We start from the raw sequence: 20024 nt of genomic DNA on the forward strand, positions 1-20024 counted from the left end.
AGATGTGTATAAGAGACAGGTCCTGCTGCCTCTACAAGCTCGTTTCCGCCTATGCCGGCAAGGCTTCCTATGTCAAGGTTTACGAAACTGTTGGCAAAGGTCTCTTCAAGGAACTTCATGAACCCGGTATGGGTCAGTGCGCCGAAAACAAGGGCAAAGAGTGCCAGAATGGAAAGAGGAATGGTCATAATGGCAGGGGACTCGTGCCCGTGATAGTTGCTTCTCGGCTTCCCTGTAAAGGTCATGAAGATCAGCCTGAAGATGTAGAGGGATGTCAGGAAGGCAGCAGCAATTGAGAATATGTACGGGATCCAGTTGTTGCTGTGTTCTCCGAAGAGGTATGCAGCTTCAATAATTGCATCCTTTGAAATGAAGCCGCTTGTCCCTATTGAGGTCCCGGGGATACCGAAACCTGCCAGTGCAAGAGCTGCAATTGTCATGGTGGCAGCAGTAATTGGCATTACCTTTCCTACGCCTCCGAGTTCCCTCATATCCTGGGTGCCGACTGCATGGATTACACTGCCTGCACAGAGGAAAAGGAGAGCCTTAAAGAAAGCATGGTTGATCAGGTGGAAAAGGGATATACCAACTGCTTCAAGCCCTATTGCCGAACCGAGACCAAGACCCAGCATCATGTATCCGAGCTGGCTGATGGTTGAGAACGCAAGTACACGCTTGAGGTCGTTCATTACAATGCCCATTGTGCCTGCAAAGAGAGCGGTAAAGCCTCCAAAGTAAGCGACTACCATAAGGGAGTCAGGGGCTGCAATAAACATCGGGAAGGTCCTTGCGACCAGATAAACACCGGCAGTAACCATTGTTGCTGCATGGATGAGAGCTGAGACGGTTGTTGGGCCTTCCATTGCGTCAGGCAGCCACACATGGAGGGGAAACTGCCCGGACTTTCCTACTGCTCCTCCGAAGAAAAGCAGGGTGATAATAGTAAGGTGGCTTATTTCAAAGCCGAAAATGTTTGCCTGCAGAGCCGAAAGCTGGGGGATATAACTGAAGATTTCATCAAAACGAAGCAGGTAAACTCCGTCCTGGAACCCGCCTGCAACCTTAAGAAGATCGGAAGTGAGCACGATTATTCCAGTAAGGAACATTACGTCTCCGATCCTGGTTGTAAGGAAAGCTTTCTTGGCTGCGGCTGCAGCTGAGGGTTTTTCGAACCAGAAACCGATCAGGAGATAAGAACAAAGCCCGACAAGTTCCCAGGAAACAAAGAGCTGCACAATGTTGTCCGAGAGGATCAGGGAAAGCATTGCCGCGGTGAAAAGTGCGGTTTCTGCAAAATACCTGGCCTTTCCGGCATCATGGGACATGTAGCTAACTGCGTAAATATGGATCAGCAGGCTCACGAAGGTGACCATTGACAGCATGACTGCAGCCAGGGGGTCAATTAACACTCCGAGATTGAGCACTGCAAACCAGGAATAGGACTGGTTTACGACCTCTTCGGGGTTTGCCAGCAGCCCGAGGGTAATCGCAAAAGAGATTACGAAGGAGGCAGCAATGGCAAGGATGGGAACGATTGCCCCTCCGGATGGCATTTTCTTGCCAAAGAAGAAGGTGATCGCAAAAGCCAGTGCCGGAAGCAGGGGGATCAAAAATGCAAATTCTTCCAGAGCCGTTTTTACCACCTCAGGATGTTAAGCTCATCAAGATTAATTTTTTCGTGCATTCTGTAGATTGCCATGAAAATCGCAAACCCGACTGCTGCTTCAGCAGCTGCAAGGGCAATCGAGAATATGGCAAAGACCTGCCCGTTAAGGGTATCCGTATAGCTTGAAAAAGCCACAAGGTTCAGGTTTGCGGAGTTCAGCATGAGCTCTATACACATGATCATCCTGATACCGCTTTTGTGTGTCATCACGCCATAAAGCCCGATTGAAAAGAGCAGGGCTGCCAGGCCTAGATAAAATGTTAATGGAATAGCAGTCATCTGTTGCCCTCCCCTTTTGCCATGTAGATTGCTCCTATAAGGGATGCGAGCAGGACAATTGACAGGACCTCGAAAGGCACTACATACTGGGTAAAGATCAACATACCTATGCCCTCGATATTGCTCGGGTCAGCCGGATTCTCAGGGAGTTCCGAAACCGTATTCCAGGAAGTCCCAAAAACTCCTGTAACAACAACAGCAACAAAGAGCAGGACTACGAGAAGAGCCGGGAGTCTGTTAATTCGCACCGGACCCACCTCCCAGTTCGCGCTTTGTAAGCATAACTGCAAAGAGGATCAGCACTCCGATTGCTCCGATATAGACCAGCACCTGGACAACTCCCAGGAACTGAGCGTTTAAGAGGATATAACACGCTGCAATGCCGAACATGCACATGATCAGGGAAAGCCCGGCTCTTACAACGTCCTTTGCAATAACAACAAAGATTGCAAAGAAGACTGTGACAACCGCAAGAAGCCCGAAGACAGCCATTTCCAGAGCTGCTCCGATAGTTTCAATTCCGATCATTTTTCATCACCTTCATCGATATCTACTTCCCTTGCGAGTTTGTCAGGAGTCATGAGCAGGTCTTTATGAGTCCATTTCACCATGCCTTTGGCGTATTCTTTCCCGCTGGAAAGAGCACCTTTGGGACACTGGTCAATGCAGAGCCCGCAGAAGAGGCAGTGGCCTATGTCGATTTCAGGGAACCACCTCTGTTTGCCGCTGCCAGGGGCAACCGGGGCTTTAATGATCTTAATCGCGCTGTTAGGGCAGGTGTTGGCACAGATTCCACAGCCAATACATTTGCTTTTATCGAGGATCTGAAGCCCTCTGAACCTGTCGGAGAGCGGAGTTTCCACTTCCGGGCACAGCCTGGTTACGCGTTCTTTAGGGATGTTTTTAAGCGCATATCTGATGTTTTTAAGAACCATACTCTTAAGCCCCCAGATATAGTCCAAGGCCCACTGCCCAGACAAGGTTCAAAAGGGACAGAGGGAGGAGTTTCTTCCAGCTAAGGTCTACTACCTGATCGATCCTGTACCTTGGGACAGCCCATCTCATTCCGATGATCGTCATCAGCACAAGCACGGTTTTAAGAAGCAGGAAACCTGTGGGGACAATAAAACCAAGCACCGGGCTGTTTGAAACAAAAGCCGGCACGTTCCAGCCGCCAAGGAAGAGGAGTGCAACAAGGAAGGAACCGAGGATCATGTGGATATACTCGGCAAAGAAACCGAGACCGAAACGCATTCCACTGTATTCGGTAATCCATCCTGCGACCAGTTCTTCTTCAGACTCGTTCTGGTCGAAAGGAAGCCTCCCCATATCAGCCATAAGTGCAATAAAGAAAACAATGAATCCGATCGGCTGCAGGAAGATATTCCAGAGAAGCCCCTGGGCGCTGGCAATTTCCACTATGTTCAGGGAACCTGTCATTATACCAACACTGACAACAGTGATCCCAAGGGGCACTTCATACCCGACCATCCGGGCAAAGTTCCTGAAAGCTCCGAGAAGGGAATACTTGTTGTTAGAACCATAGGCAATCATGAAGATCCCGAAAATGGTAAGCGCAGACATTGCCTCAATATAAAGAATACTGATATCCATCTCGGTTACAGCCAGAGGGTACTCGACCCCGTTGATGAAGACTGCACCTACCGGGATTGCGACAAGCATCAGGAAAACCGAGCTCATCATGAAGATCGTGGCGTTGTCAAAGAGCATGCGGTCAGCATTCTTCGGCCTCAGGTCTTCTTTAGTAAAGAGCTTAATAGCGTCAGCCACCAGCTGCAGGAGCCCGAACTTACCTACTCTTGAAGGCCCGTACCTGAACTGGATGTCGGCTGAGAGTTTACGCTCAATCCAGACAGCACCCATTGCTCCAAGGAAGATGGCTCCCACAAGAGACAGGCCCACAAGCCCGCGGATCCAGGGGATAAAGGGAATTATTAATTCAGGGATTTCTATCATTACAATCACCTGTCCGCTTCACTGGTGCAGCCGTCCATACTGCCTGAAATCGCTGCAACGTCTGCAACTGTTGTGCCCTTGATCAATGGAGGCAGAGCCTGAAGGGTCGGGAAGTAAGGTCCTCTGACTTTTACCCTGTATGGCTTGTCTGTGCCGTCGGAGATCATGTACATGCCCATCTCGCCTCTTGGGTCTTCGACTCTGTGGAACACCTCACCTGCAGGAACTCTCATTACAGGAGTCCTTCTGCCGTAAGGGGTCCCTTCAGGGAATAGAGGGCCATTGGGGATCTGGTCAAGGCACTGTTCAAGGATGTAGATACTTTCCCGCATTTCGTTAAGCCTGACCTGCACCCTTGCAAAACAGTCGCCTGCAGTTTCCGTGCAGACCTTGAAGTCGAGGTCTTTATACACAAGGTAGGGTTCATTCTTCCGGATATCGAAAGGAACACCCGTTGCCCGCAGAGCAGGCCCGGAAACCCCGAAGCTCTTTGCAACGTCTGCAGTCAGGACTCCGACTCCTATGGTCCTTTCCCTGTAAATTCTGTCCGAGTAGAACATTCCCTCGTAATCTTCAATAACTTTCTTGAGGTTGTTCAGGATCGGGAGAGCTTTTTCTTTGAACCCGGCTGGCAGGTCGTCGCGTACCCCTCCGAATTTAAGGTAGCTGTGAGTGACCCTTGCCCCGGTGACCATATCAATAAGGCCTACAACTTCTTCCCTTTCCTTAATCGTATACATGAACATGGACACGAAGCCGATGAACTCCCCGAACTCTCCCAGACCAAGCAGGTGACTCTGGAGCCTGGAGAGTTCTTCTAAAATAACCCTTATATACTGTGCTCTCTCCGGCGGTTCGATGCCTAACAGCTTTTCGGCGCAGCCCACAAAACATTCTTCGTTTGTCAGGGCTACAAGGTAACAGATCCTGTCAACTATCGTGATTCCCTGAAGGTAGGTCTTGTTCTCCAGGATTTTTTCAATGCCTTTGTGAATATAACCCAGTTCCACTTCAGCATCCATCACAGTTTCCCCTTTCAACCTCAGGTTTAACCTGAAAGGTCCGGGCTGCATGGGATGCTGGGGGCCCAGGTGTACGATCATTTCATTTGGTTCAAGCATTTCTTCCATTTTTCACCCCTCACACCAGGTTTCTTGCGGTCTTATTCGGGAAACCCTCGTAGTCTTTTCGAAGAGGCCACTCACCCAGCATATCTTCGGGGAGCACAAGAGGCTTCAGATTAGGGTGGTTTTTAAACATAATCCCGAAAAGTTCGTAGGTCTCTCTCTCATACCAGTTTGCATTCCAGTATACCGGTACAATAGACTCGATTTCCGGAGTATTCCTGGGCAGCCTCGCTTTCAGCATCAGAACTACAGGATGGTCATATGAAGCTATATGATACACCGCTTCCAGCTCGTTCCTCGGAGGGTAATCCACTCCGCAAACGGAACAGAGGTGGTCGAACTGAAGGGAGTCCTTAAGGTACTGGCAGACTTCTTTTGCTTTCTCCTTATTCACATATGCCCGGATACGGATCGGAGATTCGATCCCGGCTTCGGAAATTGCCTCCGGAAATTTGCCGGTTAATGATTCTATGATTGTTCTGGCATCCATTGTATTCCCTCAAATAAGCCTGAAATCTCCTCAGTATTCCGTTCCCAGGTCTTTTTTGGCTGTTATCTTTTCCTGCAGTTCCACAAATCCCTGGATCAGGGCTTCGGGTCTGGGAGGACATCCGGGAATGAAGACATCGATAGGAAAGAGCTCATCGATATTCTGCACCGTGCTGTAGGACTCATAAAAGGGACCGCCGCTGATCGAACAGTCTCCCATGCAGAGAACCCATTTAGGAGCAGGCATCTGTTCCCAGAGCCTCTTCAGGGCCGGCAGATATTTTTTTGTCACATAACCACTGATGATCATGACATCTGCATGCCTTGGGGAGTTCCGGGGAATGATCCCGAAGCGGTCAGTATCATAGTGGGCACAGCCCGTAGCGATCATTTCCACACCACAGCAGCCCATTGGCTGGGTCATGAACCAGAGCGAGTTTTTCCGCCCCCAGTTGATAAGATCCTGAGCCTTGGTTTTCTTAAGGAATTTGTGGATTGCACTGGTGGTTGTTGTGATAACGCCGGGGATTTCTTCCGGAGTTTCTTTTGAGTAATTCGTTTTTTTCTCCTTCACTTCACCCATGTAAGGGCCTCCTTCTTCCAGAGATAAACGTATCCGAAGAGCAGTATGAAGATAAATGCAAACATCTCAACTACTGCAATTGAGGTAATCCCATGCCCCTTATAGACTGTAGCCCATGGGTAAAGGAAAAGGACCTCAATATCAAAGAGAACAAAAGCAATCGCATAGAGATAATACTCGACATTGAACTGGATCCTGGCAGTTCCTATAGGAACGGAACCTGATTCGTATGTCGTGTATTTGCTGGCTGCCTTGCTCCTCGGACTCAGTTGCTTTACGATAAACATTGTCATGGGCGGCATGACCAGTCCCACGGCAAGAAATATTGCAACCGGTATATAGCTATCAATTATTCCAGACATTGTATCACCTATCAAAGTGCAGCAATCTGAAACTGCAGTTCCGCATGATCATAATTTTATATTTATAAAGATGAGCGGACAAAAAAACTGTATCCGGATTCCCAGGTTATTTAGAAAAACCATAATGATCCGAATACAGGTCCTGTAGGGAATGCCCGTATCCGGGTACCCCCTCTTCCGAATAGGGCCCTTTGAATACAGACACCTGACTGCCGGGCTCTGAAAAATTTATTTTTTCCTTGCCCTATTTTAGGTAATAAATTACCGAAAGTCAGGGGAAACCCTTCTTCCGGTGGCATGGATTCAATTGCCGTGAAAGTAGTATTATTAATAATTAAGATTCCAGGTAGCTATGCTAGTTCTGCAAATGAATCAGGGGTTATTTATAGCTATTTGCTAGATAATTAATATTATATAAATATTAAGTCTAAATAATTAAAACTCTGTTTTTAAAATATACATATGTTGAAATAAATCTGAGGAAAAGCCTTGACCTGCTGACGAAATTATATATACAACATAAATATGTTATTATCTTTGAACCGCCACAAAATTTTGTGAATAATTTAATATAATGACAACATTTTCTCCGGAAATGGCAAGGAATTATATATATCAGCTAATTATTTTAGTTTCCATTAAAAATCCTCTGAATATAGTATAAATAATAATGATAAATCCCGAGGATAAAAGGCTCTTGAGGCAACCTTTAAAATAAAAATAATAAGGAACTGAAAGTGCTGAAAATTTCCTGCTTAAGTGCGGGAGAGACGGCACTCAATTTCCTTCAAATATGCAGGTCAAGGGCATCAGATAGAAAAGAGTGATCAAAAGATTTGATTGTCGTCAAAAAAAATACAACACTTGTCAAAAAAATACTAGACCGGTCAGAAAAAACAATAACTATCATACCATGTGGCATATCAGAAAGGTCATAGTAGCTATATGCAATGGTGTACTGTCATGTGCGTTTACTATTCCCCGGGGATGTATCCATTAAAAGGCAGTACAACAGTTGCTCACATCCCTTTGTGCTATACTTCAGTACAATCCCTTAGTAATTAATATATGTACACTTGTACCTGCCTGAACTCAAAATAATCTAATATTGATGAGGAAAACGGGTCTTCTTGACCATTTGACAGCGTTCTTTGAAGCCATATTATGTTCTGAAAGGGATAAATCCATAGTGTGCTACCGATTACATATTACAACAAGCACATTATCATAAGGGAAGCCCGCTTTCCATTGACCCTGAGAAACTAATATGAGCAAAACGCTATACCAACACATTATAATAAGTCTTTTCACGATAGAAAAGCTGGTGGATCGCATGAAGATAAACGATAATTGTGTAGGATGCGGCCAGTGCGCTTCTTTTTGCAAAAAAGGAGCAATAGAAGTAAGGGGAAGAGCACGAGCTACCGATGCCTGCGTAGAATGTGGGATGTGCATCCCCTACTGCCCTGTAAAAGCCATCGAGGTACCGGCATGAAAACGATTGTAATCGGTGCAGGCCTTGGAGGGCTCTTAAGCGCTGCCAGGCTCTCTAAAGCAGGGCATGAGGTTGAAGTTTTTGAAAGGCTTCCTATTACAGGAGGCAGGTTTACCAATCTTAATTATAAAGGGTTCCAGCTCTCAAGCGGAGCTTTCCATATGCTTCCGCACGGACCAGGGGGCCCACTTGCCCGGCTTCTCGGGGAGATCGGAGCTGAAGTGAGGGTAGTGCGGTCAGAACAGACCACTATACGCGTTCCTCTGAACCAGGGAAAACCCGATTATGCAGAAGGCTTCAAGGACATCTCTTTTATCGAATTTCCATCACTACTTTCGCATAAGGACCGCCTGAAAATTGCTTTTTTGATCGTGAGCACAAGGAAAAATCGCCCTTCAGGAGTCACTCTTGAGGCCTGGATAAAAACTCAGGTTAAGGGCGAATGGCTGGTAAGGTTTGCCGACTCTTTCTGTGGCTGGGCACTGAGCCTGAAAAGCAATGAGGTCCCTGTAGAGGAGATTTTTGAGATAATTGAAAATATGTACCGGTTCGGAGGTACAGGCATCCCGGCAGGAGGGTGTAAAGGAATTATTGACGCCCTTGAAGCCGTGATTCTGGAAAATGGTGGGAAAATATATACCGAGCAGGAAGTTTCAAAAATCCTGGTTGAAAAAGGAAAAGCTGCAGGGGTGATTTCTGAAAGCAAGAAACATGAAGCTGACCTTGTTATCAGTAATCTGGGGCATGCTGCAACCGCTTTGCTCTGCAGCGAAGCCCTCTCAGGAGAAGTGAATGCAGGTTACCTTAAAATGCTTGAGACCATTCAGCCATCTGCAGGCATAAAGATTTGCCTTGCCGCGGATGAGCCTCTGGTCGGGCACTCCGGAGTCCTGCTAACCCCCTATACAAGGCGTATAAATGGGGTCAATGAGGTTACTCAGGCTGACCCGAACCTGGCACCTCCGGGGAAGCATCTTACTATGTGTCATCAGTATGTAGCCCCTGAGAACGTAAAGAACCTCGACTCCGAAATAGAGATGGGACTTGCGGACCTCAAAGAACTTTTTCCCGGCAAAAAATACGAAGTTCTTCTTATCCAGTCCTACCATGACAGCTGGCCCGTAAACAGGGCAGCCTCAGGTACGGACCCTGGCAATGAGACCCCGATTCCCGGGCTCTACGTCGTAGGGGACGGAGCCAAGGGAAAAGGAGGCATAGAAGTCGAAGGAGTAGCCCTCGGTGTGGCTGCAACCATGAAAAAAATCCTCGGCTAAACCCAGAGAAAAAAAACAAAACTCAGCAGGTGTTTTACCATTCCACCGGAAAACCCTCCTTTCGTAACCTACTCTAAAAACGTATTCATCCCAGTAACCAACATCTGCAGGAACCACTGCGGCTACTGCGGCTTTAAGCGGGAACCCGGACAACCCGGCGCCCGGCTGATGAAGCCTGAAGAGGTAGTCCCGATTCTTGAAAAAGGAGCAAAGGCAGGGTGCACTGAAGCCCTCTTCACCTTTGGGGAGTATGCAGAAGAGGTACCTGGGTACAGGGAATGGCTTGAAGAGCTTGGATATTCTTCAACCCTGGAATACCTTGTTTTTCTTTGTGAAACCGCAATCGATATAGGGATTCTCCCTCACACGAACGCGGGGATTATGACACGTTCCGAACTGGAAGTCCTCAAGCCCTTAAATGCGAGCATGGGGCTGATGCTTGAGACTACGGCAATTCTGGAAGCCCATAAAGACTGCCCCGGAAAGGTTCCGGAACGCAGGCTTGAGACTATCCGGGAAGCCGGGAAGCTCAACATTCCCTATACAACCGGCCTCCTTGTAGGGATCGGAGAGAGCAGGGATGACAGAATAAAGTCTCTAGAAGCAATCACAAACCTTCAAAGGGAGTACGGGCACATTCAGGAAGTCATTATCCAGAACTTTTCCCCAAAAGCCGGGACACCCATGGAAAACTTCCCTGAACCTGCAGTGGAAGAGATGATGGATACCGTAGCCCTTGCCAGGCAGATCCTGCCGCGCGATGTGGCAGTACAGGTCGCCCCAAACCTCATTGATCCAAAAGCCCTGATAGTAAAAGGGGTAACGGACCTGGGAGGGATATCACCCCTGACCATTGACTGGATCAATCCTGAGGCCGAATGGCCGGATGTAAAAGACCTGCAGGAAAAGCTCGGGGCCATCCCGCTCAGAGAACGCCTCCCCATCTACCCGCAGTACGTGGAAAAAAGGTGGTACTCGGACAGGATCGGAGAGCTTATAGAGCGGCTCTCGGACGGGGAAGGTTACAGGAAGTTGCCCGAAAAAAGGCACGCGAAGGAGTCTGAAAAATGAACAGTAAAATTCCTGAAGACCTCATAGAACGCGCATACCAGGGGAAGAGCACAAAAGAAGATGCTCTCCTGCTCCTGGAAACACCCCCTTTTGAACTCTTCAAGTTTGCAGACGAACTTCGTTCTCTTGCAGTAGGGGACACAGTGACTTACGTCGTGAACAGGAACATAAATTTCACAAGCCGCTGTGTGGGGACCTGCGGATTTTGCGCATTCAGGACAAACGATGGCAAGGTCCTGAGCATCGAAGAAATTATGGAAAAGGTAAGAGAGGCAGAAAAGGCCAATGCCACTGAAGTCTGCATCCAGGGAGGACTGCTTCCCGACGTGGGCCTCGACTTCTACCAGGGGATTGCCGAAGCCATAAAAGCCGAATTTCCGGAAATGCATATTCATTCTTTTTCACCAATGGAAGTCTACCATGCCTCCCACATCAGCGGGATTACGGTAAGTGAAGCCTTAAGAAGGCTCAAAAGAAGCGGGCTTGACACCATGCCGGGCACTGCCGCCGAAATCCTCTCTGACAGGGTGAGGGAAATAATCTGCCCTTTGAAAATCAAGACAGGAGAATGGGTCGAAGTGGTCAGGCAGGCGCATGCTGCGGGAATTCCAACCACTGCAACCATGATGTACGGGCACGTGGAAACCCCGGAGGAAAGGATAGACCACATGTTGATCATAAGGGAAATCCAGAAAGAAACCGGAGGAATTACCGAATTTGTGCCCCTGCCTTTTATGCCTTACAACAACCCTGTAGGGGAGAAAATGATCAGGGAAGGCAAATATGCCACTCCGGGCCTGGAAGACCTGAAAATCTACGCAGTCTCACGAATTCTCTTTCACGGGCATGTGGACAATATCCAGGCAAGCTGGGTGAAACTCGGGAAAAAATTTGCCCAGTTTGCCCTCCACTGTGGAGTCAACGACCTTGGCGGAACCCTTATGGAAGAAAGTATCTCCAAATCCGCAGGGTCCTGCCACGGGGAAATGATCACGCCCGAAGAACTGGAGTGGATGATCCACGGAGCCGGCAGGGTCCCTAAAGAGAGGACTACCCTGTACAGGGAAGTGCATGAGCTGGCTTCCGGGAACTCCCGAAGGATGTCAAAGTGCGGAGCTTCCGAATAAACCAGATGCCCATTACCCTACTTCGGTAGTGGGGAACGATTATTTAATTCCCATTACAATAATAAAAAACTAATTAAATAAATAGCAGGGCTGGAGTTGACGCATTCCTTCCCCACCTACCTCCTTCGGAGTCGAGGAAGGGGTATCCTGCTTAAAAGAGATGAAATCTGAAAGGAACGATAGGGATGTACACGAAAAAACCGGCAACCCCTGAGGCTGTCATTGAGAGAGCACATCAGGGAAAATGCACTAAAGAAGACGCCCTTCTCCTGCTTGAAGGAAACCCATTTGAGCTTTTTGAGCTTGCAAATGAACTTCGAGCCAATGCGGTAGGCGACATTGTCAGTTATGTGGTAAACAGGAATATCTACATCACAAACAAATGTATCGGAAACTGCGGGTTCTGCGCCTACAGGACCGAGACAGGTTATATACTGAGTGTGGAAGAAATCCTGAAAAAAACAGAAGATGCAAGAGCAGCCGGAGCCGTGGAGATCTGCATCCAGGGAGGTTACACCCCGGAAGCTGATATGGAGTTCTACCTGGAAATTATAGAGTCCATAAAATCCAGTTTCCCTGATATCTGCGTCCACGCCCTATCCCCGATGGAAGTAAATTACGCAGCAGGAATTTCCGGCATGTCCGTAGAAGAAGCGATGCGTAAACTTAAAAAAAGCGGGCTCGACTCTCTTACCGGAACCTCGGCAGAGATTCTTTCCGACAGGGTAAGGAAAATTATCTGCCCTGGAAAAATCAATACCCAGCAATGGATCGATACGGTAACTGCGGCACACAGAGCAGGGATTTCCACCAATTCAACCATCATGTACGGACACGTGGAAACCCTGGAAGAGCGCCTTGACCATGTCTTTACCATCCGCAAAATCCAGCAGGAAACCGGCGGGTTTTCGGAACTCATCCCTATGTCTTTTTTGCCTTACAACAACCCTGTAGGGGAAAAGATGCTCGCATCCGGAAAGTTCTCAAGCACAGGGCTTGAAGACCTGCAACTCATTGCCATTTCTCGCGTGATCCTGCACACCCATATAAACAACATCCAGGCCACCTGGGTAAAGCTCGGGAAAAAACTTGCCCAGTTTGCCCTGCAGTGCGGTGCAAACGACCTTGGAGGCACACTTATGGAAGACCAGATCTCGACAGCATCCGGCGGCAACTACGGAGAATACGTGTCTCCTGCAGAGTTTGAATGGATGATAAAAGGTGCCGGAAGAATTCCCATGCAGAGGGACACCCTGTACCGGAAAGCAGAACCCAGGTTTCCTTACCGGGAAGGCGCGCTGCCTAATTGTGGAAGAGCTGGAATAGGCAGCAGGGAATAAGGAAAAAAGAATCCGGAAAAAAGTATCAGAAAAAAAGAATCAGGAAATAATAAAAAGAGTAATAGTTGCAGGAGTCCAGATGAGAGCCGTCATCCCCTATAAGAAAAGCGGGGCAAAATCCCGATTATCCCCTGTCCTGAGCCTGGAAGAAAGGGAAGAGTTTGTAGAACTTATGTTAAACCAGGTAATAGATTCTCTCAAGGAAGCCGGAATTGAAAAAATCGACGTTCTCAGCCCTTCGGCCTACGGACTTGAGGGCATGACAAAAGCGAGAGTTCTGCTGGACGAAAAAGACCTGAATGAAGCCCTTAACAGGTACCTCGAAGAGGCAGAAGAGCCCGTCCTGATTGTTATGGCTGACCTGCCTTTACTCTCCCCGGACCATATAAAAGGGATAACTTCAACTAAAAAGGATATATGCATCGTCCCCGGAAAAGGCGGAGGTACGAATGCCCTGTTTATAAAGAACCCTTCCAGATACAGGGTAAAGTATTACGGCTCGAGTTTTCTAACCCACTGTTCGATTGCAACCGATTCCGGGCAAAATTATGAAATATATGACTCCTTCCTTGCAGGCACGGATATCGATGAGCCCGAAGACCTGGTAGAACTCCTTATCCATGGGAAAGGAACTGCAAAAGACTACATTAACCGGAAATTCAAGTTAGAGGTCAGCCGGGGAAGGGTTGGACTGGTCCCTCTTTGAGCCCAATAAGTTAAATGGAAGGACATGGAAGAGTTTTACATCTGTTTCTAACTTTTATTCTTCCATGTTTTAATTTAGTTCTCCCATGTTTTCTCTTTCGTTCTTCCACGTTTTAATTTAGTTCTCCCATGTTTTCTCTTTCGTTCTTCCATGTTTTAATTTAGTTCTCCCATGTTTTCTCGTTCGTTCTTCCATGTTTTCCCTTCCATTGTTCATCTCTTCGCCCGGGATTTGTGAAGGAATTATTATATAAGATTGTATAATAGATCCAAAAATTTTAAATAGATAGTATTCACAGTGTGCTATGAATAAAAAACCAAAAAATTCATTGATATTATTGGTTTTTAATTCTTGAACAGATAAGCTCAAATTTGCCTGAATATAGCAAAATCCAGAAAGGCAGTTCACAAAATAGGTGAGCCTGTGAGATCTTTTACAGATGAAGAAAGAGAGATCATAAAACGAAAAATAATTGACAGAGGGAAGGACTGTTTTGCCAGATACGGGATTAAGAAAACAGGTATTGAGGACCTTACCGAGGGTTTGGGAATTGCAAAGAGTTCTTTTTATTCATTTTTTAACAGCAAAGAAGATCTCTTTCTGCAGATATTTAAGGAAGAGCAGGAAGCTTTAAAGGATAGCATACTTGAAAATTCCTTCCTGAAGTATAGGACGGAACCCGATAAAGCTATCAGGGCTTATCTCAGGCATGTGTTGCAGATAGTAGATAACCACCCGATCTGGAGAAAAATTTTCATTGAAAACGAGCACCTTGAACTGACAATTTCCCGGTTCTCCGAGGAAGAAATACAAAATATTCGTAGAGATAACGTGGCAATAATTCTGCCTTTTTTTGAAGAGTGGGCGAATAATGGGCTTCTTATCGATAAACCTGCCAGAATTCTTGCAGAAACTACTCAAGCGGTCCTTTTCCTTATACACTTCAAAAAAGAAATTATAGATGATGATTTCTCAGAAATTATGGACATCTTAATTGACCTGCTGGCAAACAACATTGTAAAAAAAGGAGATCGAGCTCCAGGCAGGAGTTTGAGGGAATAAAAGCCTCCGGTTAGAATATAAATAAATAAATAAATAAATAAACAAATAAATAAGCAAGTAAATAAAACTCTTCGTGCAAGGTCAAAAATAAAATTTATGGAGATAACTATAAATAATTTTATACTAAAGCGATCGCATCAAATGGTGCTTTCTGAACATAGTTTACATACTAAAAAGTGTGCAATGGGCAACATAATAAAAAAAACATAAAAAAGTAACTGAAAGAGAAGTATATTACTGAGCACGTCGGCACGGTAGCCAATAACTTTAAAGTAGATAAATACAATAATGTGGAAACTGATTCAAAAAATAAATTATATTTAAAGGATAAACCTGAATTTGAAAATTACCTTTCTCAAAAAGAAACTCAAGTAATAAAGAATAGACATTAAGAGCCGAAAAAAGATTAATTAACAGAATATAATTTTCGGAAGCATTGTAATCAAAAAAGAGATATTCAGGAATTCAGGAATTATATTAAAGTCATTAGTTTAAATGATGTAGAATTATATTGGCGAGCCTTTCTATTCACGCCATATATTTGCAAGAGACGACATCTGCTGGTTAAATATCATGATTTACCTTTAAAAGTTACAGGTGAGCTGGTGAGCATCAACATAAACAGATATAAATGTGGATACTGTGGGGCCTGTGTGGGAGTTTGCCCTAAGGGAGCACTCGAACTTGTAGAAACCTGGATTGAAGTAGATGAAAATATCTGTATCGTATGCGGGATATGTGATCGTATCTGTCCTGTGGGAGCAATCGAGGTAAAGAAATGAAGGCCACATATGATGTTCTGGTAATCGGAGCCGGTCCTGCAGGTTCCATTGCTGCAAAAACAGCAGCTGAAAAAGGGCTTGATGTACTGTTAATTGAAAAACGCCAGGAAATAGGTGATCCTGTACGCTGTGCCGAGGGTGTGAACAAAGAGTATCTTAAAAAACATGTGAAGATCGACAAGCGGTGGATCTGCGCTGACCTTAAAGGCTCCTGTATTCACTCCCCTGACGGTACCAGGATAGAGATGGCTGAGGAAATCTCCGGAGGAGAAGTCGGCTACGTACTTGAGAGAAAGGTCTTTGACCGCGCCCTTGCGGACCTGGCTGCAAAAGCCGGGGCTGAAGTCAGGGTAAAGACAAGAGCTACAGGGCTTATCATTGAAAACGACTTCGTAAAAGGAGCCAGACTCATGCATCTCGGGAAAGAGTATGAGGTGCGTGCCAAAATAGTAATAGGAGCTGACGGAGTCGAATCGAAGGTAGGCAGGTGGGCAGGGATTGACACAGCCCTGAAACCTGTAGATATTGAGACCTGTGCCCAGTACCTGATAGCAGGTGCAGACATAGACCAGGAATACTGCGAATTTTATGTAGGAAACGACATTGCACCCGGCGGCTATGTCTGGATCTTCCCTAAAGGGGAAGGCAAAGCCAACGTGGGAGTCGGACTTCTCGGGAGCAAGACAGGAAAATTCAAGCCCAGACCTGTCGATTACCTCAATAATTTTGTGGAGAAAAAGTTCCCCAATGCCAGTATCGTAGAAATGGTCTTCGGAGGAGTCCCGGTATCCGGCAGCATCGAGAAGACTTCAACTAACGGGTTGATGCTTATAGGAGACGCCGCACGCCAGTCAGACCCGATCACAGGTGGAGGGATCCTCAACGCCATGGACGCAGGTAAGATGGCTGGAGAAGCTGCTTACACAGCCATATCCGCAGGAGATGTCTCACTGGGAAAGCTTGAAGAGGTCTATGAGAAAAAGTGGAGAGCCACGATAGGGCACGATATCGATATGAGCCTTATCGTAAAGAACTGCTTTATCAACCTTAACGACGAGGACCTTGACTCTCTTGCCCATTCGTTAAAAGACGTAAAATTCGAGAGAATGAGCCTCCTTGACCTGCTACAGGCTCTCTTCAAAGCCAATAAAAAACTGCTCTGGGACCTTCGCGTGCTTTTCAAGGATGCAGCAAAAGAAGTGATAAAGAATAAAAATAATGCCTGAAAATCAGGCATTTTTTATTCTGCATTTTTTATTCTATTTTAGACTTTTTTCAGTGGATTTTTTCTACAAACATCGTTTTTTTAAAACTTTGCTTTTTCTAGGTTTATTAGATTTTTTTAAAAATTACTTGTTCCAGAACTCCGGCGTAAAGAGCACGATTACGGTGTATACTTCAAGCCTTCCAATCCACATGTTTGCTATCAGGATTAATTTCCCGAGAGGGGGGATCGGGTCAAAAGTGCCCATCGGTCCTACCACATTCAGGCCCGGACCGATGTTCCCGAGAGTGGCTATGGAAGCAGTAACTGAAGTTATGATATCCATACCCAGGACCGAGAGGATAAGGGCACTTGAGATAAAAATCAGGAGATAGATCACTACAAAGGAGAAAATAGAGTTTATAACCTCATCTGGTACGTTTTTATTGTTGAATTTTAAACTTCTTATGGCTCTCGGATGAAGGGACTTGAAAAGTTCCACTCTCCCGTGCCTGAGGAGCATGAGGATACGCACAACCTTTATGCCACCGCCTGTAGAGCCAGCACAACCGCCAATGAACATAACAAGGAGAAGAACCATCTTTCCCGATTCGGACCAGAGGTTAAAGTCCGTTGTGGCAAACCCGGTAGTTGTCATGATGGAAACTACCTGAAAGATCGAAAGCCTGAAAGAATCAAAAAGACCTGTACCAAGGTCGCGATAGAGAAGAAGAGTCAAAAGCCCGGTTGCTGCAAGGGTGAGGGCTGTATAGAAGCGGAATTCATCGTCTTTAAGAAGGAAGTCCTTGTCAACATAAATTGCCCTGTAATGAAGAGCAAAGTTTGCACCTGCGACGAACATGAAGAAAGTTATTATGAATTCGACCAGAGGGCTTCCAAAAGCTTCAACGCTCATCCCATAAGGCGAGAAACCTCCGCAAGCCATTGTGGTAAACGTATGAGTAACTGCATCGTATAGTGAAAGACCTGCAAGCAGGAGAGCAACAACCTGCACGAATGAAATTACAAAGTAGACCATCCACAGGATCTTTGCAGTTTCCCTTATTCTTGGTTTTAACTTATCTTCCGTTGGACCTGGGGCTTCAGCCCGGAAAAGCTGGCGACCGGCAACTCCGAGTTTTGGCAGGATAGCAATGAAGAGCACAATAATGCCCATACCGCCCAGCCACTGCATCATACACCGCCAGAAGAGGATGCCTTTAGGATGGCTTTCTATATCAGTAAGGATTGTCGAACCTGTGGTGGTAAAGGCCGACATGGATTCAAAAAGGGAATTGAGGGGAGAAATTCCGTCCAGCATGAAAGGAATTGCCCCGAAAACCGCAGCAGCAAGCCAGCCCAGAGCAACGATTGCAAAGCCTTCTTTGCGCATCCAGTCTTCATCGGTCTTGTAGGAAAGCAGGATTAAGCCGGTAAGGACGGTTATCACTATAGAAACAAGAAAAGGCGTCAGGCTTTCCCCGTAATAGTATGCTACTCCGAGAGGAACAACCATTAGCATCCCGAGAAGCCGGAGTAAACCGCCAAGCACATAAAAAACAATCTTAATATTCATGCATATCCTCTGTTTTTGCAGCTTATGACTCTTTTAATGTATTCATATTTATTGAACGAAGCGTAAAAACCCCAGGTTTAGCCTGTGGAATATAAGCAATAACTTCTACAATACTCGTTTCGTTATCTTTTTACTTGATATACATCGAAACCAATATAATACTAAGTACTGGTTACGAAAACCGGGTAGCCAATGCAATATCTGTTCACCTTCAGGCTCACCAGGTCATGGGAAATACACCATTTCTAGCTTGAAACTATATAAAGCCGAAACAAGCGACAGAGCGGGACATAGTAGGGCAGGAACTGCCCGAATTAACGCCTTTGGGGGCTCCGGAAGGTAGTCTATGAATTAGGAAACCCGTTAAATCCTTAGATTTAGCGGGAAGTTCACTGCTTACGAGAAAGAAGGGAGAAAGCTCCTATGCTTTAGCCAGGAGTAGTTCACCGAAACAACTTCTCAACATGCGGGACAGCGGAAGAAAGAGCAAAAACGATGACTCTATCCCCTTCCCGGATGATAAACTCCCCTTTGGGGATAACGACATCATCATTGTGGACCACCATGGTGATGATTGCACCTTTAGGAAACTTGACCTTGTTGAGCGGTTTTCCGACGATTTTTGACTGCCCTGATGCCGTATATTCGATAATTTCGGCTTTTTCTCCCTCAAGAGTTGCAAGAGCTTCTATGCCTTTTCCCATAGTAAGTTTGAGGACTTCGTTTACGGTTGCTGCTCTTGGGCTTACTGCAATGTCGATTCCCACCATCTCGAAAAGAGGCACATAGTCCGAGCGGTCAGCTCTTGCAATCACTTTTTTGGCGCCCATTTGCTTTGCAAGCAGGGCACATAGAAGGTTCTTTTCGTCGCTGTCCGTAACTGCAATAACAACATCCATGTCCTCGATACTTTCTTCCCTGAGAAGGCTGACATCAGTGCCGTCCCCATTGAGTATAAGAGCATTTTCCAGCACCTCGGCCACTTCTATGCAGCGGCTTTTCCGGTACTCAATAACCTTGAGATCCGCGTTTTCATCCTTATCGATAATCTTGGCAAGGTAGAAACCCACAATTCCGCAGCCAATAAGGAGAATTCTGTTTCTGTGGGGCACTTCGTTCCCGAAAACGCTCTCGAGATCTTCCATGGCTCTGGGCTTGCCAATGATCACCATGTGATCGTTTTTTTTGATTATATCGTCCCCACGAGGGATGATTATTTCGTTTTCCCGGAAAATCGCACTGACAATGCAGCAGTCTTCAAGCTTGAGGTCCTGCATATACTTTCCTACATACCTGTTGTCAGGACGGATGGCAAATTCCATCATCTGAACTTTGCCTCCGGCAAACATTTCCGCATCTATTGCAGAAGGGTTTGAAAGCACCTCGGCAACCTCTGAGGCGAGCGCGAGTTCAGGACAGATCATAACGTCCACGCCTACCTGAGCTCTGGAAGTAACAGGTACATCTATGTAGTCAGGGTTACTAACCCTGGCAATAGTCTTTGTTTCTCTCCAGCCTGCATGGGATTTAAGGATCAGCTTTGCGGTCATACAGGCGACGATATTAACTTCATCGACCCCGGTAACAGCAACGAGAATATCCGCATCAGGAAGAATACTTGCAAGAACATCGGCGTTTGCGCCGTTCCCTTCCACGACCTGAACATCCAGCTCATCCGCCCGTCTCAGGGCGTCCTCATCGTTCTCGATAACAACCACATCGTGTGTGAGGGAAAGAAACTTTGCGATATGATATCCAACTTCACCTGCGCCGATTACCACTGCTTTCATAAGATTCCCTCGAAGAAAAGACTGTTTGCAAATAGATTATCCTGCTTGCTTAAGTAGTCTTTGGAAAAAAGAAAACGTAAATGGGCGGATTTCTAAGAAATAGTTAGTATAATG

22 protein-coding genes are annotated in these 20024 nt (G+C 46.3%); 9 read left to right on the forward strand and 13 right to left on the reverse strand.

Going from position 1 to position 20024, the window contains the following annotated elements; genetic code table 11:
* The 10 genes from fpoL to fpoA form a co-directional block, all read right to left on the reverse strand.
* The coding region (gene fpoL, locus EO95_RS05550; RefSeq protein ID WP_048132996.1) for a F420H2 dehydrogenase subunit FpoL at positions 1–1643 on the reverse strand (1643 nt) is incomplete at its 3' end.
* On the reverse strand, positions 1637–1945 hold the full coding sequence (gene fpoK / locus EO95_RS05555; protein ID WP_048132999.1) for a F420H2 dehydrogenase subunit FpoK: 309 nt from the start codon (positions 1943–1945) through the stop codon (positions 1637–1639). The genes fpoL and fpoK, both read right to left, overlap by 7 nt.
* Complete coding sequence (gene fpoJ / locus EO95_RS18430) at positions 1942–2193, reverse strand: F420H2 dehydrogenase subunit FpoJ (protein ID WP_048133001.1); 252 nt, start codon at positions 2191–2193, stop codon at positions 1942–1944. The genes fpoK and fpoJ overlap by 4 nt, the downstream gene beginning before the upstream one ends.
* Positions 2183–2473: an NADH-quinone oxidoreductase subunit J gene (locus tag EO95_RS18435; RefSeq protein ID WP_048133003.1), complete on the reverse strand. Its 291-nt coding sequence runs from the start codon at positions 2471–2473 to the stop codon at positions 2183–2185. The genes fpoJ and EO95_RS18435 overlap by 11 nt, the downstream gene beginning before the upstream one ends.
* Complete coding sequence (fpoI, locus tag EO95_RS05570; protein WP_048133005.1) at positions 2470–2880, reverse strand: F420H2 dehydrogenase subunit FpoI; 411 nt, start codon at positions 2878–2880, stop codon at positions 2470–2472. Before fpoI ends, EO95_RS18435 begins: the two co-directional genes overlap by 4 nt.
* 4 nt (positions 2881–2884) lie before the next feature.
* The gene (gene fpoH, locus EO95_RS05575; protein ID WP_048133007.1) at positions 2885–3922 is read right to left on the reverse strand and encodes a F420H2 dehydrogenase subunit FpoH; all 1038 of its coding nucleotides are present in this window, start codon (positions 3920–3922) and stop codon (positions 2885–2887) included.
* Between the two features lie 5 nt (positions 3923–3927).
* Entirely contained in the window at positions 3928–5052 is a 1125-nt protein-coding gene (fpoD, locus tag EO95_RS05580; protein ID WP_048133013.1) for a F420H2 dehydrogenase subunit FpoD, read from the reverse strand.
* A 10-nt stretch (positions 5053–5062) separates the two neighbouring features.
* Entirely contained in the window at positions 5063–5539 is a 477-nt protein-coding gene (gene fpoC / locus EO95_RS05585) for a F420H2 dehydrogenase subunit FpoC (RefSeq protein ID WP_048133016.1), read from the reverse strand.
* A 30-nt stretch (positions 5540–5569) separates the two neighbouring features.
* Positions 5570–6121, reverse strand: coding sequence for a F(420)H(2) dehydrogenase subunit B (gene fpoB / locus EO95_RS05590; RefSeq protein ID WP_048133018.1), 552 nt, complete (start codon positions 6119–6121; stop codon positions 5570–5572).
* The gene (gene fpoA / locus EO95_RS05595) at positions 6109–6498 is read right to left on the reverse strand and encodes a F420H2 dehydrogenase subunit FpoA (protein WP_235282881.1); all 390 of its coding nucleotides are present in this window, start codon (positions 6496–6498) and stop codon (positions 6109–6111) included. The genes fpoB and fpoA overlap by 13 nt, the downstream gene beginning before the upstream one ends.
* 1318 nt (positions 6499–7816) lie before the next feature.
* Here fpoA and EO95_RS05600 point away from each other — a divergent pair.
* The 6 genes from EO95_RS05600 (at position 7817) to cofC (ending at position 13496) form a co-directional block, all read left to right on the forward strand.
* Positions 7817–7978: a 4Fe-4S binding protein gene (locus EO95_RS05600; protein ID WP_048133022.1), complete on the forward strand. Its 162-nt coding sequence runs from the start codon at positions 7817–7819 to the stop codon at positions 7976–7978.
* On the forward strand, positions 7975–9252 hold the full coding sequence (locus EO95_RS05605) for an NAD(P)/FAD-dependent oxidoreductase (RefSeq protein WP_048133024.1): 1278 nt from the start codon (positions 7975–7977) through the stop codon (positions 9250–9252). Before EO95_RS05600 ends, EO95_RS05605 begins: the two co-directional genes overlap by 4 nt.
* A 39-nt stretch (positions 9253–9291) precedes the next feature.
* Entirely contained in the window at positions 9292–10323 is a 1032-nt protein-coding gene (cofG, locus tag EO95_RS05610; protein WP_048133026.1) for a 7,8-didemethyl-8-hydroxy-5-deazariboflavin synthase CofG, read from the forward strand.
* Positions 10320–11450 carry a 5-amino-6-(D-ribitylamino)uracil--L-tyrosine 4-hydroxyphenyl transferase CofH gene (cofH, locus tag EO95_RS05615; protein ID WP_048133029.1) on the forward strand — a complete coding sequence of 377 codons (1131 nt, stop codon included), beginning with the start codon at positions 10320–10322 and terminating at the stop codon, positions 11448–11450. The genes cofG and cofH (EO95_RS05615) overlap by 4 nt, the downstream gene beginning before the upstream one ends.
* Positions 11451–11635: 185 nt before the next feature.
* Complete coding sequence (gene cofH, locus EO95_RS05620; RefSeq protein WP_048133031.1) at positions 11636–12790, forward strand: 7,8-didemethyl-8-hydroxy-5-deazariboflavin synthase subunit CofH; 1155 nt, start codon at positions 11636–11638, stop codon at positions 12788–12790.
* Between the two features lie 79 nt (positions 12791–12869).
* Positions 12870–13496 carry a 2-phospho-L-lactate guanylyltransferase gene (gene cofC / locus EO95_RS05625; protein ID WP_048133033.1) on the forward strand — a complete coding sequence of 209 codons (627 nt, stop codon included), beginning with the start codon at positions 12870–12872 and terminating at the stop codon, positions 13494–13496.
* A gap of 117 nt (positions 13497–13613) precedes the next feature.
* Here cofC and EO95_RS05630 read toward each other — a convergent pair whose 3' ends face one another.
* Positions 13614–13904 (reverse strand): hypothetical protein, encoded by a 291-nt coding sequence (locus EO95_RS05630; RefSeq protein WP_156163987.1) that lies wholly within the window; start codon positions 13902–13904, stop codon positions 13614–13616.
* A gap of 15 nt (positions 13905–13919) precedes the next feature.
* On the opposite strand from EO95_RS05630, the gene EO95_RS05635 reads away from it, so the two are divergent.
* The 3 genes from EO95_RS05635 to EO95_RS05645 all read left to right on the forward strand — a co-directional run bounded on the left by EO95_RS05635 (position 13920) and on the right by EO95_RS05645 (position 16566).
* Complete coding sequence (locus EO95_RS05635) at positions 13920–14558, forward strand: TetR/AcrR family transcriptional regulator (protein WP_048133038.1); 639 nt, start codon at positions 13920–13922, stop codon at positions 14556–14558.
* A 605-nt stretch (positions 14559–15163) separates the two neighbouring features.
* On the forward strand, positions 15164–15340 hold the full coding sequence (locus EO95_RS05640; RefSeq protein WP_048133040.1) for a 4Fe-4S binding protein: 177 nt from the start codon (positions 15164–15166) through the stop codon (positions 15338–15340).
* Positions 15337–16566 carry a digeranylgeranylglycerophospholipid reductase gene (locus tag EO95_RS05645; protein ID WP_048133042.1) on the forward strand — a complete coding sequence of 410 codons (1230 nt, stop codon included), beginning with the start codon at positions 15337–15339 and terminating at the stop codon, positions 16564–16566. The genes EO95_RS05640 and EO95_RS05645 overlap by 4 nt, the downstream gene beginning before the upstream one ends.
* A gap of 123 nt (positions 16567–16689) precedes the next feature.
* Here EO95_RS05645 and EO95_RS05650 read toward each other — a convergent pair whose 3' ends face one another.
* Together EO95_RS05650 and trkA are read right to left on the reverse strand one after the other, a co-directional pair.
* Entirely contained in the window at positions 16690–18120 is a 1431-nt protein-coding gene (locus EO95_RS05650; RefSeq protein ID WP_048133044.1) for a TrkH family potassium uptake protein, read from the reverse strand.
* A 443-nt stretch (positions 18121–18563) separates the two neighbouring features.
* Positions 18564–19910: a Trk system potassium transporter TrkA gene (gene trkA / locus EO95_RS05655; protein ID WP_048133046.1), complete on the reverse strand. Its 1347-nt coding sequence runs from the start codon at positions 19908–19910 to the stop codon at positions 18564–18566.
* Between the last annotated feature and the right edge of the window lie 114 nt (positions 19911–20024).

This window comes from Methanosarcina sp. 1.H.T.1A.1 (assembly GCF_000979295.1).
Taxonomy (GTDB): Archaea; Halobacteriota; Methanosarcinia; order Methanosarcinales; family Methanosarcinaceae; genus Methanosarcina.

Coding starts and splice junctions, on each gene's coding strand:
- fpoK (WP_048132999.1), bottom strand. CDS start 1,945: ATGACTGCTATTCCATTAACATTTTATCTAGGCCTGGCAGCCCTGCTC.
- EO95_RS18435 (WP_048133003.1), bottom strand. CDS start 2,473: ATGATCGGAATTGAAACTATCGGAGCAGCTCTGGAAATGGCTGTCTTC.
- fpoI (WP_048133005.1), bottom strand. CDS start 2,880: ATGGTTCTTAAAAACATCAGATATGCGCTTAAAAACATCCCTAAAGAA.
- fpoH (WP_048133007.1), bottom strand. CDS start 3,922: ATGATAGAAATCCCTGAATTAATAATTCCCTTTATCCCCTGGATCCGC.
- fpoD (WP_048133013.1), bottom strand. CDS start 5,052: ATGGAAGAAATGCTTGAACCAAATGAAATGATCGTACACCTGGGCCCC.
- fpoC (WP_048133016.1), bottom strand. CDS start 5,539: ATGGATGCCAGAACAATCATAGAATCATTAACCGGCAAATTTCCGGAG.
- fpoB (WP_048133018.1), bottom strand. CDS start 6,121: ATGGGTGAAGTGAAGGAGAAAAAAACGAATTACTCAAAAGAAACTCCG.
- EO95_RS05600 (WP_048133022.1), top strand. CDS start 7,817: ATGAAGATAAACGATAATTGTGTAGGATGCGGCCAGTGCGCTTCTTTT.
- EO95_RS05605 (WP_048133024.1), top strand. CDS start 7,975: ATGAAAACGATTGTAATCGGTGCAGGCCTTGGAGGGCTCTTAAGCGCT.
- cofH (WP_048133029.1), top strand. CDS start 10,320: ATGAACAGTAAAATTCCTGAAGACCTCATAGAACGCGCATACCAGGGG.
- cofH (WP_048133031.1), top strand. CDS start 11,636: ATGTACACGAAAAAACCGGCAACCCCTGAGGCTGTCATTGAGAGAGCA.
- cofC (WP_048133033.1), top strand. CDS start 12,870: ATGAGAGCCGTCATCCCCTATAAGAAAAGCGGGGCAAAATCCCGATTA.
- EO95_RS05645 (WP_048133042.1), top strand. CDS start 15,337: ATGAAGGCCACATATGATGTTCTGGTAATCGGAGCCGGTCCTGCAGGT.
- EO95_RS05650 (WP_048133044.1), bottom strand. CDS start 18,120: ATGAATATTAAGATTGTTTTTTATGTGCTTGGCGGTTTACTCCGGCTT.
- trkA (WP_048133046.1), bottom strand. CDS start 19,910: ATGAAAGCAGTGGTAATCGGCGCAGGTGAAGTTGGATATCATATCGCA.